The sequence below is a fragment of the Virgibacillus alimentarius genome (assembly GCF_000709085.1).
Taxonomy (GTDB): domain Bacteria; phylum Bacillota; class Bacilli; order Bacillales; family Amphibacillaceae; genus Virgibacillus_B; species Virgibacillus_B alimentarius.
Genome location: NZ_JFBD01000007.1, coordinates 14635 through 36623, shown reverse-complemented (window position 1 = coordinate 36623; position 21989 = coordinate 14635). Strand labels below are relative to the sequence as shown.

Here is a 21989-nt window from a genome sequence, read left to right as displayed (position 1 = left end):
ACATATTATACGAGGGGGAATTTTGGTGGATTTAAGTTTTATTTGGAAAGCTGTCCTCATCGTTGTTGCGGGGACATTTTTCTTACGTGTTGCAGGCAGAAAATCCGTTTCCCAGTTGACGATTGCCCAAACAGTACTAATCATTGCAATTGGAACATTGCTGATACAGCCAGTAGTTAGCAAAAATATTTGGACAACGTTTGCAGTTGCAGGGGTCCTTGTATTAACAATACTTATAATGGATTATGTTCAAATAAAAAAAGACAGTACTGAAAATTTAATTACTGGGAAGTCGAAAGTCTTAATAGAGAATGGTGTAATAAATGAGGAAAATTTAAAAAAGGTTAAGTTGACTGTTGATCAACTAGAAATGAATTTAAGGCAAAAAAACATAAAGAAAATAAGTGATGTGAAATGGGCTACACTGGAGATGAATGGACAAATGGGTTACATGCTGAAAGAAGAGGCACAACCAGTGACAAAAGCTGAGTTTCAGCAATTAATGTCAAATGTACAGCAAATTTTAAATGAATTGCAGACCAACTCTATTCCATATGGTCAAAACCAGCAAACAAATTCAATAAGGAACCAAATGCAGACAAATAATCAGGATGATCTATTCAGCGAGGTCAAACAGCAAGGGCATAAAAATACCCCGCCTGAACACTTGCAATAACGGGGTAAACTTGTTTATAACTGTGTGGTCTCATGGATACGATAAGAATTTGTATAAATATTCATTTTAGTTCCTCTGACGAATCCAGCGATTGTAATTCCAAGGTCATTTGCCAGCTTTAGAGCTAAGTCAGTAGGAGCAGATTTGGAAATGACGATACCTATTCCAATTTTCGAGACCTTCAATAGTACTTCAGACGAAATACGGCCGCTAAATGTTATCAATTTATCGTCAAGCGGAATTTTTTTTTCTAATATCGTACCATATACTTTATCAAGCGCATTATGTCTTCCTATATCGGTTTGAATGGTTATCATTTCATTGGGTGCGCATAGTGCTGCATTGTGGACACCACCGGTTTTTATGAAATCTTTTGAGTGATTTTGGAGTTCCTCCATACGTGCAAATGCCTGTGAAATGGTGATAGTTTGGCGGCTCATTACTGTTTTAGCTGTTTTCACATCATTTTTAAAGTAAAATTGTCGGCTTTTTCCACAGCACGACCCAATAAATCGCTTAGAATGATCTTGCTGGTCTTCCTTTTTTATTGGCCGCTTAAGTTCAACATAAGCAAATCCCCGTTCTTGATCCATTTGAATGGCGTCGATTTCCTCAATGAATCGAATGACTCCTTCTGATGCAAGAAAGCCAATTAAGAGTTCACGAAGATTAGTTGGTGAACATACCATCGTGGCAAATTCTTCTCCGTTCAGGATAATGGTTAACGGATATTCCGTGGCGATTTCATCCCTTTCCACTGACAAATGGTTTTTAGTGAATCGTATAACATCCCACTCATTTTGAGTTGTTTCCGTCATATCTGATACCTCCTCTCCGAGAGGATGTTTATAAAGATACCAACCAAACATGATTGTTGGTAACGTTCATGTACATATATTCTATCGTTTATTTATTTGCTAGATAAGGTGTTTCGTATTTGGATTGTTCTTGTAATGCACAGCTGAGGCAGCAATGAGCCAACGGTTTTTTATTTTATCCATCATATCTTCCTTTTATTAATATTGTTGTATTTAAACTTGCGTTAAGCTATATGGAAAATTTTAACATAAATGAACACCTTTTTTGAAAGAATTTTCTAACTAATCATATCACGAAAACGCCTTCCTAACAACTAAGCTATTGTATTTTATTTGGAAGTAAAAAAACAACGGAAAATGAGAAATATACTCACAATCCGTTGTTTGCGTTAATCATATCTTTCATACGATTTTTTTGTGTTTTTTTGATCAATGTAAATAACTGGCGACTCATAATCTTTTGATGCTCTAATATCATCGTTCGATGCTTTAATAAAAGACCATGCTAGCAAAAGCATGATGAATATGACAGGGAACCCCGCTACGATGCTTGCTGTTTGTAATGTTTCCAGGTCACCAAGGAACATTAGTACAAGGGGCAATAAACACAATGTAAATGCCCAAAAAAGTCGATTCCACCGTAATGGTTCTGATTGCACTTCTTTTTGAACGACAGACGCCAAAATATAAGAAGAGGAATCAAAGGTTGTTGCTAAAAAGATAATTGCTAAAATAGTGAATATAGGTACAATCAGCTGTGCCAATGGCAATTCATGCAAAATAGCGATGATAGCTGCAGGAGCTCCATGTTCGTTCATAAACCCGATAACATCTAAATTACCGGTTAATTGTAGATAAAGACCGAAATTGCCTAAAATCCCAAAAAATAAGACGCTACCAATGGTACCATAAATCATCGTTCCAAGAATCATTTCGCGTATGGTTCTGCCGCGGGAGATTCTAGCAACAAATAGTCCAACAAAAGGTGCGTAGACTACCCACCAGGCCCAGTAAAAAATCGTCCATGACTCAGGGAAACCCGTTTTTTTGAAGCCTGCTAGATCACCAAATGGCTCTAACCATGTAGCCATACTAAAGAAGTTATCGAGAATGATTCCGATACTCGTGAAGGTCGTTCTGCTAATAAACACAGTTGGTCCAAGTACAACAACAAATACTAGAAGGAACAGTGCTAGCCATAAGTTAATATCACTAAGGAACTTAATCCCTCTGCGTAAACCGGAATAAGCGCTTATTGCAAAAATCGTTGTACAAAGAAGCATAATTATCGTTTTTAAGCCAAGTGTAATGGGGATGCCCGTTATATCGTGTATTCCTTCGGCAATCATTGGAGTGCCAAGCGCTAATGTGGTACCAGCGCCACCCATAAGACCAAACATAAATAATACATCAATGATCACACCGAGAGGCCCATCAATTTTATTTCCTAAAACAGGGCGCACAGCTTCACTTATTTTGAGAACAGGGGTTTTACGTACATAATAAAAGTAAGCGATTGGTAAAGCAGGTAATGTATAAATTGCCCATGCAAGGGGGCCCCAGTGAAAAATACCATAAGAAGTTGACCAAGAAATTGCCTCTTTTGATTCTGGTGTTATTCCGAAGGGAGGACCTTGATAATAGTAAGCCCATTCAATCATTGCCCAATAAAGAATACTAGAACCTATTCCAGCCGCAAAGAGCATAGCTGCCCAAGAAATGGTTCCAAATTCTTTTTTCTCATGTTTATTTCCGAGTTTTACATTTCCGTTTTTGCTAAAGGCAACGAATAATAAAAAGAAAAATGCTGCTAGTCCAACAAGTAAATAAAGGGCACCAAACTTTTCCGTCATAAAGTTATTTGCCATATCTACGATTACTGCACCAGAGTCTGGAAACAACATGAGTGGAATAGATACTGCCAATATTAAAAATAAAGCCCCAATAAATGTAGGCCAATCGATTAATTTTGACTTCATGTCATCCATCCTTTCGACAGTTAGTATACCTTAGATGAGCGAATTTATAAAGCAAAAATAAAAAACATAAGCGTGTTTATAAACTTTATATATTTTTTTGTTTATAAAGTTTATATTGTTTATACTCTTTTTTTCTCTATTATCCTTTGAATTACTATGTTAGATAGCATTTTTAAATTAAATTTAAAAATGATACAGTGACTAAAGAATGAAAAAGGGGAATAAAAATGACTAGTAATGAAATTAATAATACTAATAATGAAGAAAAAATTGACGATGTTAAATCACAATTCATAGAAAAAATAACAGATAATATGCACTCTTTTGGCGTATCAACAACCGTTGGCCGCGTCTTAGGAATTATCTATATGGAAAGAAAGCCAATGACGTTAGATGAATTATCTAACGAAACGGGAATGAGTAAAACACGAATGAGTCAAGTAGTTCGCGAAATGATTGATTTAAATATCGCGTCAAGAGTTTTTCGCAAAGGCGTACGTAAAGATTTATATGAAGTTGAGCAGGATTACTATCAGACTTTTGTTTCTCTTTTTACATCTACATGGCATAAAGCAATTAATAAAAATAAACACTTTGAGCAGAAATTGCAATCGAAGCTTCAGGATTTGCAAAGTGAGCGTAATTTGTCAAAACCTGACGAACAAGCGGTGAACGAGATTTTAATAGAAATTCGTGATTGGATGGATTATTATGATTGGATTCGCCGTTTAATAAGCTTTTTTGAAAGCGGAGAAGTGTTTAAGCATGTTCCAAAAAACACCCATGAATTAGGAGGCAATGGAAATGAATAAAAATGTAATCTTATCCTGTGCGGTAACAGGAGCTGGAGAAACAACCGAAAAGAGCTCTCATGTACCCATTTCACCAAAAGAAATTGCTGACTCAGCAATTAAAGCTGCAAAAGCAGGAGCTACAATTGCTCATATCCATGTTCGTGATCCGAAAACAGGAAAGTTAAGTCATGATATTAGCCTATTTCAAGAAGTCGTTGAACGTATCCGGGAAGCCGATACAGATGTCATTATCAATATTACAGCAGGCGGTGGTGGAGACTGGGTGCCGAGTGACGAAGATCCGACAAAAGGCGGAGAAGGCACAGATATTCAAACGCCTGAAGAGCGTCATGAACCTGTGGGGTTATTACTCCCAGAGATCTGTACGCTGGATTGCGGCAGTGTTAATTTTGGCGATCAAATTTATATAAGCCTGGTCCATGGCTTAGAAGACAAGCACAATTAATTAAAGAAAGCGGTGTGAAGCCAGAACTAGAATGCTTTGATACCGGACATATTCGCTTTGCTAACCAATTAGTTCAAGAAGGTTTAGTGGAAGGAAGTCCTTTATATCAATTCTGTTTAGGTATTCCATGGGGAGCAGATGCTGATGCAGAAACAATCGCTTATATGAAAACGCGTATTCCAGAAAATGCAAACTGGGCTGCTTTTGGAATCGGCCGTATGCAAATGCCAATGGTTGCAGAATCCGTTTTGCAAGGCGGAAATGCTCGTGTAGGATTAGAGGATAATCTTTATTTAAAGAAGGGACAGCTAGCAACCAATGAGCAACTCGTAGATAAAGCAGTGGGTATCATCCAGAGCCTAGGTGCTGATATCATGTCCCCAGCAGATGCACGTGAATTCTTAAATTTACAAAACCCTAATAGAAAGGCCGAATAACATGACAGAGAAAATGACAACATCTACGATTAAAAACATTACCGTTGTAGGAACGGGGGTTATAGGGAATGGCTGGATTACCCGTTTTTTAGCGAATGGTTTTCAAGTAACCGCTTATGATCCAGACCCTGCTGCAAGAGAGCAAACGAAAGAAGCAGTGGCAAATGCATGGCCATCCATGGAGAAAATTGGCTTGCATGCGGAAGCATCCATGGATCATTTATTTTTCGAAAGTGATTTGAAAGAGGCAGTAAAACAGGCAGATTTTATTCAAGAGAATGTTCCAGAACGAGAGGCTTTAAAGCGGCAAGTGATTTCCGAAATTGATCGGTATGCACCAAAAGGAACAGTTATTGCGTCAAGCACATCGGGGATTTTGCCGAGCAGCTTACAGGCGGATTGTGTAAATGCTCCGGAGCGTGTTCTTGTTGCTCATCCTTTTCACCCCGTCTATCTCATGCCATTAGTAGAAGTAGTTGGCGGAGAAAAGACAGAGCTACGTTATATTGAAAATGCTAAGTTTATTTACAACAGCCTTAAAATGAAGCCACTTGTCATTGAGAAGGAAATTGAAGGGCATGTGGCGGATCGTTTGATGGAAGCTATTTGGCGTGAAGCGCTGCATATTGTGAATGATGGAATTGCTACTACGGAAGAAGTAGATGCCTCCATTGTTTATGGACCAGGTCTAAGATGGGCCTTAATGGGTCCTTTTCTAACGCTACATATGGGCGGGGGCAAACAAGGCATGCGCCATATGCTTGAACAATTTGGACCTGCATTGAAACTTCCTTGGACCAAGTTGGAAGCTCCAGAATTAACAGATGAACTGGCTGAAAAAGTGATCACGGGCTGTGAAAAGCAAACAGCAGGTACAAAAATGGAAAATCTTGAACAACGGCGTGATCAGTTCTTAATTGAATTACAGAGTCTGTTAGAAAAATACTGGCCTGCAGCGAACCTTAATAAAACACTTTAACGATAAGTCCGTAAAAGACCTGCAGCAGTGATATGCCAAGCGAAAAAGGCTTAGATATGTGATTGGCAAGATCCAATTTGTTTAAAAAAGGCATCACTAACCAGACCCAGCAAATAAATGGAATTTACTGGAGATTACTTAAAAGGATTTAGAAGCTATTCAAGATACTGAAGAAAGCGTTGCTTTTCCTGACTGACATGGCGTATCAACTGGTACCTTGCCCGTGTCAGCTGTTGTAACGCAACGTACTGTTCTTCTTTTACAACCGTCATGGAGCGTCCAAGTGATTAACATATGATGCAGATGATAAACGCCTTCATGAAAAATAGCACAAACGGAGTGACAAAGCTTGTATACTTCTAAAATGAATCAGAATCAATAGGCAGAAAATCAATGCTTAAATATACGATACGAGGAGGTATGTATATGCAGGAAGTAAAAGCAATCTTAAAAGGGAATGTAAAAAAAGAGTGGATTGATTATAATGGACATATGAATGATGCAGACTATGTTCGTGTATTTAGTTTAGGGATCGATGCTTTCATGAGTTTGATTGGTATAGACGAGCAATTCCGAGCAGAAAAGCAGTATACCATTTTCACCTTAGAAAATCATGTATGTTATTTAGATGAGATGAAATTAGATGAGTCATTTGAGGTATATTTTCAAATGCTTGACTGTGATGAAAAACGCATTCATATTTTTTTAGAATTATATGGGGATGATGGGAAACGTGCTGCCACTAGTGAACAAATGTTAATGGGAATGAACCAAAAAAACGGAAGGCCAGCCCCTTTTCCACAGGAAGTATGGGACAGGGTGAGAGAACTTACAAGGAATTATACACCGAAGGAGAAACCAAAAGAAGCCGGACGTGTTATAGGTATCAACCGAAAAAAATAAGGTTGTCTCAGGAGGGTGATTCCTTCATGAGACAACCTTTTTTTGGTTCTACAGCAAAGCGTTTGTTTTTGTTAATACTTCTTTAATACTTTGGTCCCGAACGATATAATCTGCATCGTCATCATACGGTGTAGGTTCTCGATTGATAATGGCTAATTTTGCCCCATTTTGCTTGGCGTGTAAAGGGAACATATTTGCTGGGCTGACAGATAAGGAGGATCCAAGGACAATAAAGAGGTCAGCTTGCAGGGACTCCAGTTCTGCTTTGAGAAACGTTTCCTCTGGCAAGGTTTCACCAAATAATACAATTCCAGGGCGAACTAAACCTCCACAAGCAGGGCAGTTTACATCTCCTGATAAATAATTCTTCCGTTCATGCGTTTTTTTGCACTGATGGCAATGAAAACTGCGAAAAGTGCCGTGCAGCTCCATCACGTTTTGGTTTCCGGCATCATGGTGAAAACCATCGACATTTTGTGTGATAATGCCTTTAATGACATCTGCTTTTTCCCATTTTGCCAAGATGGTATGTCCCTCGTGTGGCTGGTATTTATTTATTTCCGAAAGGCGGAAACGATAGAAATCAGTAAATTCTTCTTGGTTGTGCTTGAGTGCATCCACATTTGCTAACTCATCCGGGTTAAATTTTGTCCAGAGCCCGCGCTCTTTCGATCTAAAGTCTGGTAATCCGCTTTCCGTTGACATGCCAGCCCCTGTAAAAACAATTGTGTACTTGGATGCAGTTAATAAATCGACGAATTCCTGCATATATCATCATCCTTTTATTATATTTTAAACATAGGAAAAAACCTGTAAGGTCCTAACTTACAAGTTTCATCAATTTTTGTATTTGTTTGTGATCTTTATTCTTTAAATAATGCCTTGATCAATCATTGCGTCTGCAACCTTAATGAACCCGGAAATATTGGCACCAGCTATTAAATTGCCTTCCTGGCCGTAATCCTTAGCAGCTGTTACACAATTATTGTAAATGTTTTTCATGATTTCATGTAATTTTTGATCTACTTCTTCAAAGCTCCAAGCCATTCGCATGCTGTTTTGTGCCATCTCTAATGAAGAAACGGCTACACCGCCTGCGTTTACTGCTTTTGCTGGTCCAAATAGTACATTATTTGATTGGAAAACCCGAATAGCTTCCGCAGTTGATGGCATGTTTGCACCTTCTGCTACAATTTTTACACCATTATCCAGCAATTGATTTGCTGAATCTTGATCGATTTCATTTTGTGTAGCACATGGAAGTGCGACATCACAAGGAATGGACCAGATGCCAGAACATCCGTCGAAGTATTTTGCCTCTGGATGGAACTGTAAATAGGAACTAATGCGGTCATTATTTACTTCTTTAATTTGCTTCACTGTCTCTACATTAATTCCATTTTCATCATAGATATAACCGCAAGAGTCACTGCATGCTACAACCTTTGCACCGAGGCTGATTGCTTTTTCTATGGCATAAATAGATACATTTCCTGATCCGGAAACAACAACTGTACAATTTTCCAATGACATATCTTGGTCTTTTAACATTTCTTGAACAAAGTAAATAGTACCGTAGCCAGTTGCCTCTTTACGTCCTATACTGCCGCCGTACCCTAAGCCCTTTCCGGTTAAAACTCCAGCTTCAAAGCGTCCTTGGAGTCTTTTATATTGGCCAAACATATAGCCGATTTCTTTGGCTCCGACACCAATGTCCCCGGCTGGTATATCAATGTCAGGACCGATATGCTTGGAAAGTTCGGTCATAAAGCTTTGACAAAAACGTCTAATTTCGGCGTCCGTTTTCCCTTTTGGGTCAAAGTCAGCTCCCCCTTTTCCACCACCAATAGGCTGGCCTGTAAGGGAGTTCTTAAAAATTTGCTGAAGTCCCAGAAACTTTACAATACTAGCATTAACGGATGGGTGAAAACGTAATCCACCTTTATAAGGGCCAATTGCACTATTAAATTGAACACGATATCCACGGTTTACTTGGACTTTTCCATAGTCATCTACCCATGGCACGCGGAATGTAATGATTCTTTCAGGTTCTGCAATTCGTTCCAGTATTCCATTTTCCATATATGTTGGATGTTTCACAAAGACGGGGGTAAGTGATTCGAATATTTCTTTTACAGATTGGAGGAATTCTTGTTCATGTGGGTCCCGATGTTTGATCGTTGCATAGACATTTTTTAAATATTCTTTTGCTTTTTGCTCATCTGTTAAAGAATTTTTCTTAATAAGATCCATCATGTATATAGCCTCCTTTTCTTAAATGTATGCTTATTCTTGTTACGCTCAATAAAAACATTCATATAAAGGCAAAAAATCGTTTTATAACGATTTATAGCTTTCAAATATTCGGGTTTTTTGAGTAAATGTTTAATTTTGCCCCTAGTGATTGAATTTTCTATTATATAACTACTTTACACAAATATCGTTATCTAAACAATATAAATTATAGATTTAATCAATGCCAATATGAGATAATGAGATAAAGGGGTGATTAAATTGGAACTAAGACAGATTAAATATTTTATAGAAGTAGCGAAGCGAGAACATGTGACAGAGGCTGCAGATGCTCTGCACGTTGCACAATCAGCAGTAAGTCGGCAAATCTTTAATTTGGAAGATGAATTAGGTGTTGATCTTTTTATCCGGGAAGGCCGGACCGTTCGATTAACCCCTATTGGACGAATTTTCTTAGAACATATGGAACAAGCAATAAATGTGATTGATGATGCCAAACAGGTAGTAGAAGAATATACAGATCCTGAGCGAGGTGCAATTCATGTAGGCTTTCCGAGCAGTTTATCTACCTATATATTACCCACCGCTATATCTGCCTTTCATGAGCAATACCCAAATGTTAAATTTCAGCTGCACCAAGGATCTTATCATGATTTAACAGAAGCTGTTATTAAAGGTGACATTAATATGGCATTATTAGGCCCTCTTCCTACAAAATATAAAAAGAAAATAAAGGGGACGATATTGTTTAGCGAAAATATTATTGCTTTGTTACCGACCAGTCATCCACTGGCAGAAGAACGATCCCTAAAGCTGAACCAGCTGCAAAATGAGACGTTTATTTTGTTTCCAAATGGGTATATACTTCGTGAAATTATTGAAGAAGGTTGTCAACAGCTTGGTTTTAAACCAAAAGTTGTTTTTGAGGGAGAAGATATTGATGCAATAAAAGGATTAGTATCTGCTGGACTCGGTGTTTCACTCGTTCCGGAAATAACGTTAGTAGATAATTTGCCGCGTGCATCAGTTAAGCTTCCTATTATCGAGCCAAATATAACGAGGACAGTAGGTGTAATTATACCAACGGAGCGTAAATTGCTTCCTACAGAAAAGCTATTTTATGAGTTTTTGAAAGACTTTTTCATGAGGTTGGAGAAATTTCAAAACTGAACTGATTGCCAAAATGTCTTATATATGATAATCTAATTATACAATATCTTGTTGTGATCAAACCATTTAAGTACTATATATAGTACTTAAATGGTTTGATCAGATAGTTCAACAAGGAGCAAAATATACGTAATGAACAAGTGCTTATGCAAAGAGGCAAGAAAATATTAAATTATGTAGTTTTCACTTCTTGGATGTGATAAAATGAGGTCTTTGTAATGGAAATCCAAGAAATGAGGACTTTTTTAGTTATTATAATACTTATATTTTATTTTATAATTATACATACTTTCTTAAGGAGGATCAGTCATGTGTGCGATGATGACGGTAAATGAAAACGAACAGGAAAAGGTATTACGTTTGATCGGAAATTCAGCTCAAGATCTTTCAATAAACATAGACTACTATTTAGAAAAATCGACTAGGGCTGTTAAAAATAATATGTCCGATGAGGCAGCAACTGAGATTTTGATTAAAAATGCACTTGAAAATATTGATGAGGCGAGTCCGGCGTGGACATTTCTAGCTAGCAGACTTTACCTGCAAACACTTTATAAGAAGGCTGCTAATAATAGGGATTATGACGCCGGATTAAAATATGGCAGTTTTTATGAGTTGGTAAAATTGCTGACAGATGAAGGTATCTATTCAGCACATATTATGGATAAGTATTCAGAAGAAGAAATAAATTATTTCGCAGGAAAGATTGAGCCAGAACGGGATTTCCTGTTTGATTATCTTGGTTTATATACATTGGCTACAAGATATCTAGCAACGGATCATGATAAAAACATTTATGAACTTCCACAAGAGCGTTGGATGATTATTGCGATGTACTTAATGCAAGATGAGGATAAGTCAAAGCGGAGCAGTTTAGTAGAAGAAGCTTACTGGGCGCTTAGCAATCTTTACATGACGGTGGCAACGCCAACACTAAATAATGCCGGAAAATCACACGGACAGCTTTCCAGTTGTTTTATAGATACAGTGGATGATAGTTTGCAGTCGATTTACGACAGTAATACTGACATTGCAAAGTTATCGAAAAATGGCGGCGGAATTGGCGTTTATATGGGTAAAATCCGTAGCCGGGGTAGTTCCATTAAAGGATTCAAAGGGATGTCTAGTGGTGTCGTTCCATGGATTAAGCAATTGAATAATACTGCTGTTTCCGTGGATCAATTGGGGACTAGAAAAGGTGCGATTGCCATTTACCTAGATGTTTGGCATGCAGATATTGAGGCCTTCCTGGATCTGAAGTTAAATAACGGGGATGAGCGAATGAGAGCCCATGATATTTTCACAGGTGTTTGTTTGCCGGATTATTTTATGGAACAAGTGGAAAACCGTGGTGACTGGTATTTATTTGATCCACATGAAGTAAGGCAAGTGATGGGTTATTCTCTTGAGGACTTTTATGATGAGGAAAAAGGAAGCGGTAGCTGGCGTGAGAAATACGAAGCATGTGTTCAATCTGAATTGCTTTCCAAGAAGAAAGTACCTGCGATTGATATTATGAAGCGCATCATGAAGTCGCAGCTCGAATCTGGTACACCGTTTATGTTTTACCGGGATGAAGTAAATCGGACGAATAACAACAATCAAAGCGGAATGATTTATTGCTCAAACCTTTGTACAGAAATTACGCAAAATCAGTCACCTTCTGAGTTTTTAGAGGAATTTGTAGAACAAGAGAATACAATCGTCAAAAAATATAAGACGGGAGATTATGTAGTTTGTAACTTAAGTTCTATTAATCTAGGAAAGGCTGTACCGGACCAAGTTTTAGAGCGACTTATTCAAATTCAAGTTCGCATGCTTGATAATGTAATCGAGATTAATACACTGCCAATTAAACAAGCGCAATTAACAAACCAAAAATACCGTGCGATTGGACTTGGTACATTTGGGTGGCACCATTTACTTGCTCTTGAAAATATTAAATGGGAGTCAGAAGAAGCTGTAGATTATGCAGATGATCTGTATGAAAAGATCGCTTATTTAACAATCAAGAAAAGCATGGAATTAAGTAAAGAAAAAGGAAGCTATCCTGCCTTTGAAGGAAGCCAGTGGCAGACAGGTGAGTACTTTACAAATAAAAACTATGATAGTACGAAGTGGTCTGAATTACAAAAAGACGTTACTGAACACGGAATACGCAATGGTTATTTAATGGCTGTTGCACCAAACTCAAGCACGGCAATAATCGCTGGTTCTACTGCAAGTATCGATCCTATATTTAAATCTTTCTATAATGAAGAAAAGAAAGATTTTAAAATACCGAAAACTGCACCGGATTTAGATCATAAGACATATGATATTTACAGAAGATCTGCTTATATCGTTGACCAAAGATGGTCTGTGAGACAAAATGCTGCACGCCAGAAACATATTGACCAAAGTATTTCATTTAATTTTTATGTACCACACACCATCCGGGCTTCCGTATTGTTGAATCTGCATTTGCAGGCATGGAAAGAAGGACTTAAAACAACTTATTATGTACGATCAACCTCAAACGATATTGAGGAATGTGAGTGGTGTGAAAGTTGAGGATTTTAGTTGCCTATCTATCTTATAGTGGTAACACGGAAGAAGTTGCAGAGCGGATTAATCACTTATTAAGTCAGGAAGGGAATGATGTGGACATGCACCGCATTGGCATCGACCCTCCTGTTGATGCAGAATCTTATCAATATATTTTTCTAGGTACGTTCACATGGGAGATGGGAGCTACGCCAGATGAAGTGAAGGATTTTATATTAGAGGTAGGCTATAAGCCAGAAAATGTTGCTGTTTTTGGCACTGGAGATACACAGTTTGGTGGGGATGATCTGTTTTGCAGGGCTGCTGAAAAACTTGCTGTGTTTTATCACAGTAAGTGGCCGGCATTAAAAATAGAACAGTCTCCACGTGGTTTTCAGGAAACCTATATTGAACAATGGTTAGAAGGAGTGCTGGGAAATGTCAGAAGTTATGCTTGAAAAAGCAAAAACATTAGAGCCTAGAAATCCAAATAAATCGACAGGGGTATTTGGAGGGAAATCGAGCGGGATATTAAATTGGAATGACATTGCATATCCGCATTGGTATAAAATGTATAAGAGGCTAATAGGAAATTACTGGCAAGCTGATGAGGTGAATATGTCAGGAGATGTTAAACAATTTCCTAGTTTAAGCAAAGAAGAGCAGGATGCCTATTTAAAAATAATTGGACTTCTGTCTACACTAGATGGTCCGCAGACGAGAACGGCACTATTATTGTCATTATATGCGACAGACCCATCGGTACAATCCATTATGGCGGTAATTGCACAGCAGGAAGCAGTGCATAATGAAAGTTATTCTTATGTTCTTTCTTCTGTCGTCTCCTTAGATGAACAAAATGAATCGTTCCAGCTAGGAAGAAAAGACCCTGTTTTGTTAAAAAGGAATGAAAATATCATTGGAACGTACAACGCATTTGTAGAAAATCCTACTATTGAAAACATTTTAAAGACAATGGTTTACACAGCATTACTTGAAGGTATGTTTTTCTATTCGGGATTTGCCTTTTTCTACAATTTAGCCAGACATAATAAAATGGTGGGTACTTCGACAATGATCAGCTATATTAATCGTGATGAACTAGAACATGGTCGCTTTATTGCTGAACTGTTCCGGGCAACACTAGCTGAAAACCCAGAATATAATACGGGTAGCTTTATTGAGTGGGTTTATGATCATTTTAAAGAGTCTGTTGAATTAGAAATAGAATGGTCTTCTTACGTACTTGCTGATGTAGAGGGTATTGATTTGATAGAAATGGCAGGGTATATAAAATATCGTGCAAATAAAATGCTGCGAATGATGGGATTAGAGGAGATTTATCCTGATCATGTAGAAAACCCAATGAAATGGATCCGTGCTTATGTTGATAATTTTGACGGAACGAAGACAGATTTCTTTGAGCAAAGATCTAGACAGTATACAAAAACAAGTGATTTGAATGGATTTGATGATCTATAAATAAGGTAGAGCCCTCGTTTATTTAGGGCTCTATTTTTTTGTCTTATGATTAGAGTTTCATTGTATAATGGACTATAATATAATAGAGAAGATATTATAAAAAGGTTGGTATAAATGAAACGAACAGTTGAAATTGTGTTAGCGATTATAGGAGCATTGCTATATGCTTTTTTTGCATTTATGGGTGGACTACTCATATGGGTACAAAACAATAAGGATGTCATGCGTGATATCTTTGAGCAAACACAGCAAGAAGCAGGTATAACAATGAACGAATTTAATTCGATGCTAGAAAGTATTGGCGGCGAAGGATGGATGCTTGCAATATTTTCTTCAGTTGCAGTGATCGTTGGGATCATCGCTATTGTATTTCTAAAGGGTAATAAGCGGCCAAAACCGGCTGGTATCATGTTAATAATAGTAGCAGTACTTTCCTTGATTTTATTAGGCTTTGGAACGTGGATCATTGCAATATTTTACGCCATTTGTGGGATTGTGGCACTCACACGGAAACCAAAGGGGGCAATGGAACAGTAAAAATAGCTACGCCCTAAGGTGCGTAACTAGGGTGCGGTGCTGTAATGTTTCTCTACTCTTTGGAATGGGATGCACCTCATATGTACTTTTTAGAATTTCCTGGGAAATAACGACAAAAAAAGTTATTTTATACGATGCCAAATAAAAAGAAGTAACTGGTAATCAGTTACTTCTTTTAATATGAATTAAAATAATTTTTTAGCCCATTTGTGATTCCGTTAGCTAGTCCATTTTGGTAATCTCCTGATTGGATCATCAATAAATCATCAGGATTCGTAATAAACCCTAATTCCAAAAGTATTGCAGGGTTATTATTTTCACGCATTACATGGAAATCTGCCTGATTGACACCGCGATCCTGCATATTTATATTTTGCATGATCGAAGAATGAATTTCATTGGCCAGCTCACGATCAGAGCTGTAAAATGTACTAAAACCACGAATTGTTTCAATTGGAAATGCATTATAATGCAAACTGATAAAAGCGTGCGTATTATACGAATGGCTTAAATCAACTCTTTGATCCAGTGATAAATAATGATCGCTCGTTCTGGTCACGATTACTGTCGCACCAGCGTTTCTCAATGACTGAGCAATACGATCCGTAATAGATAATGTTAAATCTTTCTCTGGGGCCCTATTTACCCCGATAGAGCCTGGATCTTTGCCACCATGTCCCGGATCAAGCATGATATTAATCCCTTCTAGTGATCCATTAGAAGCTACTGTTCCTTCACCGGATGGTGACTTTTCTTCGTTGGACGAGTTCGTTTTGGTATCTTGTTCTTGCTCTGAAGCAGTTTGTGCATTTGTTAACCAAGCGGCGATCCATCCAGTAGAGCCACCAGAGAGAGCAATTTGGTGCCAGTCACCTGATGTATCCTTTAGATTGTATGTATCACCGGCATTTGCAGTTCCAATAATCGAATGGTTTGTTCCTGCACCAGATCTAATATGTACATCATTTTCCATTACTTGGACTGTATTTGTTTGTTGCTGTTGTACATGATTCGGATCATTGCTTTGTGTTTTTCCTTCTGCAGGAGCTAAAAATTGAGATGCTACCCATACTTCCTTTCCATCATAATAAGTCAGAATCCAGCCATGTTTTTCTTGAAATGCAACAATTTTGTCTCCCTTGTTGAGCCTACCAATAATTTCCCCACTATGAGAAGGAGTGCTTCTAACATTCAGTGAAGAAGTACTAACTTGATAGGTTCGTCCATTTTCAGCATGACTATCAGATAGAAAAATAAAGAAAAATAGCAAAAAACTTAGACAAAATGTTATCAGGCGAGCAGTATTTTTCATTGCAATCCTCCTTGTTGTTAGTATAAAAGTTACCAAAACTAGCAATATTTAATATTAACCCTTTTACCATCTTTCTAAACATAGATTTTACTAAAGAAGGGAAAAAATGTAATATAATTAGTATAAATAATTTGTCTTTCAATAGCTAGTCCTTTTTATATTCATAAGCCATATGTTTAAATGGTACTGGAAATGTGAATAATGATTATAATTAAAACAATATACGAGAAGGGGAAATGTATGGATGAAGCGTGGTATATTGCTGTTTTTCATGACTTTATTGTTAGTTGTTTTAGTCGCATGCGGAAATAATGAGGAAAACACGAATGATGATTCCGATACGAAGTCAAAGGGCGAATCAGCTGAAACGGAAGAAGGACAAAGCTCTGAACCGGGTAAAGATCTAGTCCAAGTTGAACTAAAGGATACAGAAGGAAAAAAGATAGGAACAGCCATACTGGACGAAGGAGATGAGGGTGTCAATATCCAGCTGGATGCAGCTAAAATCCCTGAGGGAAAACATGGATTTCATATTCATGAAAAAGCCGCTTGTGAGACACCGGATTTTGAATCTGCAGGGGGGCATTTTAATCCTGATGATACAAATCATGGCATTGATGACCCTGATGGTCCCCATGCAGGTGATCTTCCCAACATTGAAGTGAATGAAGATGGATCTGTAAGTGAATCATTTGTTGCAAAAGGAGTAACGCTAGAGAAAAATGCGGAAAATAGTTTGCTGGATGGCGAGGGTACTTCTTTAGTCATTCATGCAGATGAGGATGACAATAAATCACAGCCCTCGGGTGACGCAGGAGATCGCATTGCCTGTGGTGTCATAGAGGAATAAATATGAAATCTGGGATTCATCTCAGATTTCATATTTTTTTAAGCAATAAAAAGAAGTTTAAATAAGAAAATAGAATATATGTTCCCTTTTTATTCATTTGTGATATAATGATAATAGATAAAGTTCTTTTTAGGCTTGGATCGGCTAACCCCGCGTGTAAGGGGGTGAAGCCTATTAGCGTATATGAAGCGTTAATGGTGATGGTTAGTTTCGGTACGCTTTTGATTGCATTAGTCGCTTTGGTCGTAACTTTAATAAATAAAAAATAGACCCTCCTATTCTTTGCATGTTAGTAAGGAGAGGTCTATTCGCTTCTATGCAGCCGATCCCTCTAAGGAACCGCTTATCTGTAGACCACAGTCCTGTCTGTGGTCTTTTAAATATATGAGAATCTAGTTAAATTATACCATATTCCCTTCGAATAAGACATATCTATATTTTGTTAATATATCCTGGTTCCGATGCTATTCATGTATTTATTGGCATATTCATGTATAATAGATTGAAATCAAATAAAGGGAGGCTTTCATGCATAGTAATGTACAACAGGCAGTAGCTCAAGATAAAATTTGGACACGTGATTTTATTTTGATTTGTCTTGCTAATTTTTTTATATTTTTAGGATTTCAAATGACATTGCCTACACTTCCAATCTTCGTTAAAGAACTAGGTGGAAGTGATCAACTAATCGGAATTATCGTCAGTGTATTTACTTTTTCTGCGTTAATTTTCCGTCCTTACGCTGGGCATGCATTGGAATCAAAGGGAAGACGCATTGTTTATATGACCGGACTAGCGATTTTTGTACTTTCTGTAGGCTCCTATGCATTTATAGTTAGTATGGCTTTGTTAGTATTCATGCGGATTATACAAGGAATCGGCTGGGGGTTTTCAACCACAGCAACCAGTACGATTGCAACGGACTTGGTACCGACAAAACGCCGCGGGGAAGGGTTAGGATACTTTGGCCTATCTGGGAATTTAGCTCTTGCCTTTGGCCCTGCATTAGGTTTATCACTCGTTGGCGTCATCTCTTTTACTAAACTATTTCTATTATGTGCTGCTCTTGGTTTGGTGGCATTATTACTATCCACAACGATTCGCTATAAAAAGGTGGAACAGTCTCCGAATAAATCTGTCACGGTAAAATTTGATATCTTCGAAAAAACAGCCATACCGCCATCTGTTTTGTTGTTTTTTATAACTGTAACATTTGGTGGCATTGCCTCATTCTTGCCCTTATACGCAGCAGAAAGAGGGCTTGGATCGATTGAATCTTATTTTCTTGTTTATGCTGTTTTTCTCATGGTATCTCGGACGTTTGCAGGAAGAATATACGATAAAAAAGGTCATTTGTACGTATTTCTCCCTGGTACGTTCATGATTTTTATAGCAATGCTTCTATTATCATGGCTGCCGAATACGCCTGTAATGCTTCTTGCTGCTGCAATCTATGGCCTTGGATTTGGGAGTGTACAGCCTGCACTGCAAGCGTGGGCGGTAGAGAAATCCCCGATGAACAGGAGAGGCATGGCTAACGCAACATTTTTCTCCTTTTTTGATTTAGGAGTTGGTATCGGTGCGATGGTGTTTGGCCAGCTCGCTTCGATGTTCGGTTATTATTCGATCTATTTAACTGCGGCGGGGTCAGTTCTGTTGGCGATGCTTTTTTATGTATCCCTCCTATGGAAGACCAGACAGCAAGTGCAATCATAAGTAAAAAAGTTGTCTCAAACGATCAGCCGTTTGAGACAACTTTTTTACATTTATTCCTCTTTAGGGAGGACAATGCGTTTATACATTTGGACCGTCATCACATAATAAATTCCATATATTAGGATAAAGATACTAATCGGAATCCAAATTTTTGTGTATGGTTCAATAATGATGAAAGAAAACATTTGCATACCGACTAATACGTGAACAAGGCCTATGATAGCAGGGAATAGGAAAACGAGAAACAGTTCCCTGTAAATCGATTTTGTTAGCACAGACCTTCGAACACCAATTTTCCGTAGCATGTCATAGCGCTGTATATCAGCGTTTGCACTTGATAGCAGTTTAAACATAAGCACACTGGCCATCATCATGAGAAAAGCAACTCCGAGGAAGAATCCCATAAAGATCGTTCCGTTTGAAAATCCTTTAATAGCTACGTAATTACTATATTTACTTCCTGTTGTTTCTGGTTTTTCTCCGGTCATAGATGCAGCTATTTCTTGCTGGCCTTTATCGATTTTCTCCAGCTTGGGGAGGGCTTCTTTGAAATCCTCAATCATAGCTGTAAATACGTGCTGTTCTTTTCCGTCTATTTTTTGAAAGTTTGTCTTATCATAGATATAAATATCCCGGCCTCCGAACATGTAAAAGCTTGTATTTAATTCCGTTGAAATGGCTGTATACCATCCCTCTGGCATAGCTTTCATTTGTTCATCTTCATTCCATGCATACTTCTCAGCAGGAAGCGAGGTTGCAACGCTTTTTGGCTCAGGTATTTCCTTTATTTCCGGGTTGAATTCCCTAATCAATGGCGGGTTATTTAGTAAGTCCTCTTTTAAAAAGTAAACACCATCCTTCTTTACTTTGTATCGATATTCATGTTGTTCTGTGATATTTAATGTTTCAATGATTTCCTCATCTGTTTCAGATGGCTGGTGAACGACGACATCATTGGTTTGAAACATGGATGATTGTTTTTCGATATTATGATAGAAAGAAATACCGGCAGTAAGTGCTCCTAATCCTAAGGCTATAAGCATGGTAACTGTGCCAAGTACTTTTGTTAAATTCATGACACGAAAACGCAGTTGTGCAAGGGTAAAAGCATTAAGTCCTTTTTCATTTAACGTACGAATTCCTTTTAATTTCTTAATAAAATAAGGTAAAAATGAAATAAAGATAAGATATGTCCCGATTGTGATTGTAATGGCTGCCAAGATCACCCCAAATTGCACTAATTTATCGATATGAATCATTGCATAGTAACCTACTGCAATCAGAGCAATTGCAAAAAATACGCCGATAATCGTGCGGCTGCCTTTCGTGTTAACTTCGTCATGTTTCCGGTCGGCATGAAGTAATTCAAGAACGGATTGACGTGCAACTTTTACTGCGTTAACAATCGATGTTAAGGAAAACAAAATCACGTAAAAAATAACGGTTGTCATAATAGATGAAAGGTAAAAGGCTTCAAATCCTTCACCGGAGAAATCCAGCTGCCACATAAATAGTGACGCAATACCTTCAGCTAAACCAATACCAATTGCGATACCAATCAGCAAAGAAATCATTCCGATAAAGAACGTTTCAAAAAACATCATCTGTGCCACTTTATATTTCTTTGCGCCTAAGGTCATATACATTCCCATTTCCTTTTGCCTCATGGAAAGCATAAAGGATGTTGCATAAAAGATATAAAAGATCGTGATTGCAGCCAAAATAAATGTTCCGACATGAAAGACAAATACAATCGAACTAATCATAGCATTTGATTCAAGAAACACTTTATTTTGTGCTAGTGTTTGAAACATATAAAAAATCGCAATGGAAATCGTCAGTCCAAATAAAAGCACCAAATAATCTTTAAACGATTTCCGCATGCTGGAAAATGAAAGTTTAAATAACATATGAAATGATCCCTCCTAATGAAACGCCTAATGCGTTAGTTGCTAATAACTAAATAAGGGATATAGGTTATGATGTAGATAAATAATAAAGTGACTAGTAACGTCCATTTTATGTTTTTATATCCCTTTTTAAATAATTCAACAATAAATACAGAAAAAGAACCAAGCAGTGCGATCATGGAAATAATCAATAACACGACCTCCAGAACAAAAGAAAACTTTTCCATTTGCTCCCCCTCCTGTTTTATCCTGAAAATTCAGCGAGTACGTTGAGAATTTGTTGGTGAAATACCTCTCTTGTGCTGTTTCGATTGATTTCCTTGTATAACTTGCCGTCCTGTATAAACATAATCCGTTGACAGTAGCTCGCACTGAGTGGATCATGTGTCACGAGCATAATCGAAACGTCATGGTTCTCATTTAAATCCATGATTGTTTCCATTAAACTCTTGGCATTTTTAGAATCCAATGCACCTGTAGGCTCATCAGCTAAAATCATAGCAGGTTCATGGACTAATGCACGTGCAGCGGCAACCCGCTGTTTTTGCCCTCCGGATATCGTTACTGGATATTTCTTTAGAATGCTTTCGATCCCTAACCTTTGGGCTACTTTTTCGACATTTGGCTTAATCTTTTTGGACGAAACGCCTTGTAAAGATAAAGGCAGTGCAATATTTTCATAGACAGTCAAATTCTCCAGTAAATTAAAATCCTGAAAGATAAATCCGAGCTGTTCAGAACGAAAATCTGCCAGTTGATTTTGTTTCATCGAAGTAATATTTGTTCCGGCGATTTCAATGGTTCCTTCCGATGCATCATCAAGGGTAGAAATGACGTTTAATAATGTCGTTTTTCCGGCACCAGAAGGCCCCATAATGCCAACAAATTCGCCCTCGTTTATCGTAAATGAAACATGATCCAACGCATGATATTGGTTTTGGTTTTTCTTTCCGTATATTTTGTGAAGATTTTTTACTTGCAGTACTGGTTTACTCATTTTGTGACCTCCCTCTTAATCTATAACAAGTATAGCCACTGGTGTCTTGATGTAATATGTATTTATCTTTCATCAGCCTTACAGTTTTGTAAGATAAGTTCTCGGGCCGGTCACAAGTAAGTGACCGCCCGAGAACGGAAATATCAACCGAAGAACGGAAATATCAACCGAAGAACGGAAATAT

Annotated in this window: 20 protein-coding genes and 1 pseudogene; 13 read left to right on the top strand and 8 right to left on the bottom strand. The window is 37.7% G+C overall.

The genetic code is table 11. The features are described 5' to 3' along the window. Nucleotides 1-676: DUF421 domain-containing protein (locus tag GZ63_RS0101355; RefSeq protein ID WP_318842349.1), on the top strand; the 676-nt coding region annotated here is incomplete at its 5' end. Between the two features lie 14 nt (nt 677-690). On the opposite strand, the gene fdhD is transcribed toward GZ63_RS0101355, so the two are convergent. Together fdhD and GZ63_RS0101345 are read right to left on the bottom strand one after the other, a co-directional pair. Next, the gene (gene fdhD, locus GZ63_RS0101350; RefSeq protein ID WP_029266109.1) at nt 691-1494 is read right to left on the bottom strand and encodes a formate dehydrogenase accessory sulfurtransferase FdhD; all 804 of its coding nucleotides are present in this window, start codon (nt 1492-1494) and stop codon (nt 691-693) included. A 389-nt stretch (nt 1495-1883) separates the two neighbouring features. Beyond that, complete coding sequence (locus GZ63_RS0101345) at nt 1884-3473, bottom strand: BCCT family transporter (RefSeq protein ID WP_029266107.1); 1590 nt, start codon at nt 3471-3473, stop codon at nt 1884-1886. Nucleotides 3474-3700: 227 nt separating this feature from the next. Between GZ63_RS0101345 and GZ63_RS0101340 the strand changes: the two genes are divergently transcribed. From GZ63_RS0101340 to GZ63_RS0101325, 4 genes and pseudogenes are all read left to right on the top strand, one after another. After that, the gene (locus GZ63_RS0101340) at nt 3701-4285 is read left to right on the top strand and encodes a GbsR/MarR family transcriptional regulator (RefSeq protein ID WP_226374288.1); all 585 of its coding nucleotides are present in this window, start codon (nt 3701-3703) and stop codon (nt 4283-4285) included. Beyond that, nucleotides 4278-5170: pseudogene (locus tag GZ63_RS16270) on the top strand (3-keto-5-aminohexanoate cleavage protein). Before GZ63_RS0101340 ends, GZ63_RS16270 begins: the two are co-directional and overlap by 8 nt. 1 nt (nt 5171) lies before the next feature. After that, nucleotides 5172-6149, top strand: coding sequence for a 3-hydroxyacyl-CoA dehydrogenase NAD-binding domain-containing protein (locus tag GZ63_RS0101330; RefSeq protein WP_029266103.1), 978 nt, complete (start codon nt 5172-5174; stop codon nt 6147-6149). A 426-nt stretch (nt 6150-6575) separates the two neighbouring features. Beyond that, nucleotides 6576-7052: a thioesterase family protein gene (locus tag GZ63_RS0101325; protein ID WP_029266101.1), complete on the top strand. Its 477-nt coding sequence runs from the start codon at nt 6576-6578 to the stop codon at nt 7050-7052. A gap of 48 nt (nt 7053-7100) precedes the next feature. On the opposite strand, the gene GZ63_RS0101320 is transcribed toward GZ63_RS0101325, so the two are convergent. Further along, complete coding sequence (locus GZ63_RS0101320) at nt 7101-7820, bottom strand: NAD-dependent deacylase (protein ID WP_029266099.1); 720 nt, start codon at nt 7818-7820, stop codon at nt 7101-7103. 102 nt (nt 7821-7922) lie between these two features. After that, nucleotides 7923-9305, bottom strand: coding sequence for an NADP-specific glutamate dehydrogenase (gene gdhA, locus GZ63_RS0101315; protein WP_029266097.1), 1383 nt, complete (start codon nt 9303-9305; stop codon nt 7923-7925). 261 nt (nt 9306-9566) lie between these two features. Between gdhA and GZ63_RS0101310 the strand changes: the two genes are divergently transcribed. From GZ63_RS0101310 to GZ63_RS0101290, 5 genes are all read left to right on the top strand, one after another. Further along, entirely contained in the window at nt 9567-10475 is a 909-nt protein-coding gene (locus tag GZ63_RS0101310; protein WP_029266095.1) for a LysR family transcriptional regulator, read from the top strand. Between the two features lie 318 nt (nt 10476-10793). Continuing rightward, entirely contained in the window at nt 10794-13028 is a 2235-nt protein-coding gene (locus GZ63_RS0101305; RefSeq protein WP_029266093.1) for a ribonucleoside-diphosphate reductase subunit alpha, read from the top strand. Beyond that, nucleotides 13025-13459: a flavodoxin gene (locus GZ63_RS0101300; protein ID WP_029266091.1), complete on the top strand. Its 435-nt coding sequence runs from the start codon at nt 13025-13027 to the stop codon at nt 13457-13459. The genes GZ63_RS0101305 and GZ63_RS0101300 overlap by 4 nt, the downstream gene beginning before the upstream one ends. After that, the gene (locus tag GZ63_RS0101295) at nt 13440-14483 is read left to right on the top strand and encodes a ribonucleotide-diphosphate reductase subunit beta (RefSeq protein WP_029266089.1); all 1044 of its coding nucleotides are present in this window, start codon (nt 13440-13442) and stop codon (nt 14481-14483) included. The genes GZ63_RS0101300 and GZ63_RS0101295 overlap by 20 nt, the downstream gene beginning before the upstream one ends. A gap of 114 nt (nt 14484-14597) precedes the next feature. Then, nucleotides 14598-15020, top strand: a complete 423-nt coding sequence (locus GZ63_RS0101290; protein WP_029266087.1) for a DUF4064 domain-containing protein — start codon at nt 14598-14600, stop codon at nt 15018-15020. A 175-nt stretch (nt 15021-15195) separates the two neighbouring features. On the opposite strand, the gene GZ63_RS0101285 is transcribed toward GZ63_RS0101290, so the two are convergent. Then, entirely contained in the window at nt 15196-16332 is a 1137-nt protein-coding gene (locus GZ63_RS0101285) for an N-acetylmuramoyl-L-alanine amidase (RefSeq protein WP_029266085.1), read from the bottom strand. Nucleotides 16333-16576: 244 nt separating this feature from the next. On the opposite strand from GZ63_RS0101285, the gene GZ63_RS0101280 reads away from it, so the two are divergent. From GZ63_RS0101280 to GZ63_RS0101275, 3 genes are all read left to right on the top strand, one after another. Further along, nucleotides 16577-17182, top strand: a complete 606-nt coding sequence (locus tag GZ63_RS0101280) for a superoxide dismutase family protein (RefSeq protein ID WP_029266083.1) — start codon at nt 16577-16579, stop codon at nt 17180-17182. 107 nt (nt 17183-17289) lie between these two features. After that, nucleotides 17290-17451: a putative holin-like toxin gene (locus GZ63_RS18255; protein WP_084178887.1), complete on the top strand. Its 162-nt coding sequence runs from the start codon at nt 17290-17292 to the stop codon at nt 17449-17451. Between the two features lie 259 nt (nt 17452-17710). Further along, a complete protein-coding gene (locus tag GZ63_RS0101275; RefSeq protein ID WP_029266081.1) occupies nt 17711-18898 on the top strand; it encodes an MFS transporter in 1188 nt (395 codons plus the stop codon). A 50-nt stretch (nt 18899-18948) separates the two neighbouring features. Here GZ63_RS0101275 and GZ63_RS0101270 read toward each other — a convergent pair whose 3' ends face one another. The 3 genes from GZ63_RS0101270 to GZ63_RS0101260 are packed head-to-tail and all read right to left on the bottom strand — an operon-like array spanning nt 18949 to nt 21805. Then, the gene (locus GZ63_RS0101270) at nt 18949-20808 is read right to left on the bottom strand and encodes an ABC transporter permease (RefSeq protein ID WP_029266079.1); all 1860 of its coding nucleotides are present in this window, start codon (nt 20806-20808) and stop codon (nt 18949-18951) included. A gap of 35 nt (nt 20809-20843) precedes the next feature. Further along, complete coding sequence (locus GZ63_RS0101265; protein ID WP_029266077.1) at nt 20844-21035, bottom strand: hypothetical protein; 192 nt, start codon at nt 21033-21035, stop codon at nt 20844-20846. Nucleotides 21036-21052: 17 nt separating this feature from the next. After that, nucleotides 21053-21805: an ABC transporter ATP-binding protein gene (locus tag GZ63_RS0101260; RefSeq protein ID WP_029266075.1), complete on the bottom strand. Its 753-nt coding sequence runs from the start codon at nt 21803-21805 to the stop codon at nt 21053-21055. Nucleotides 21806-21989 lie beyond the last annotated feature (184 nt).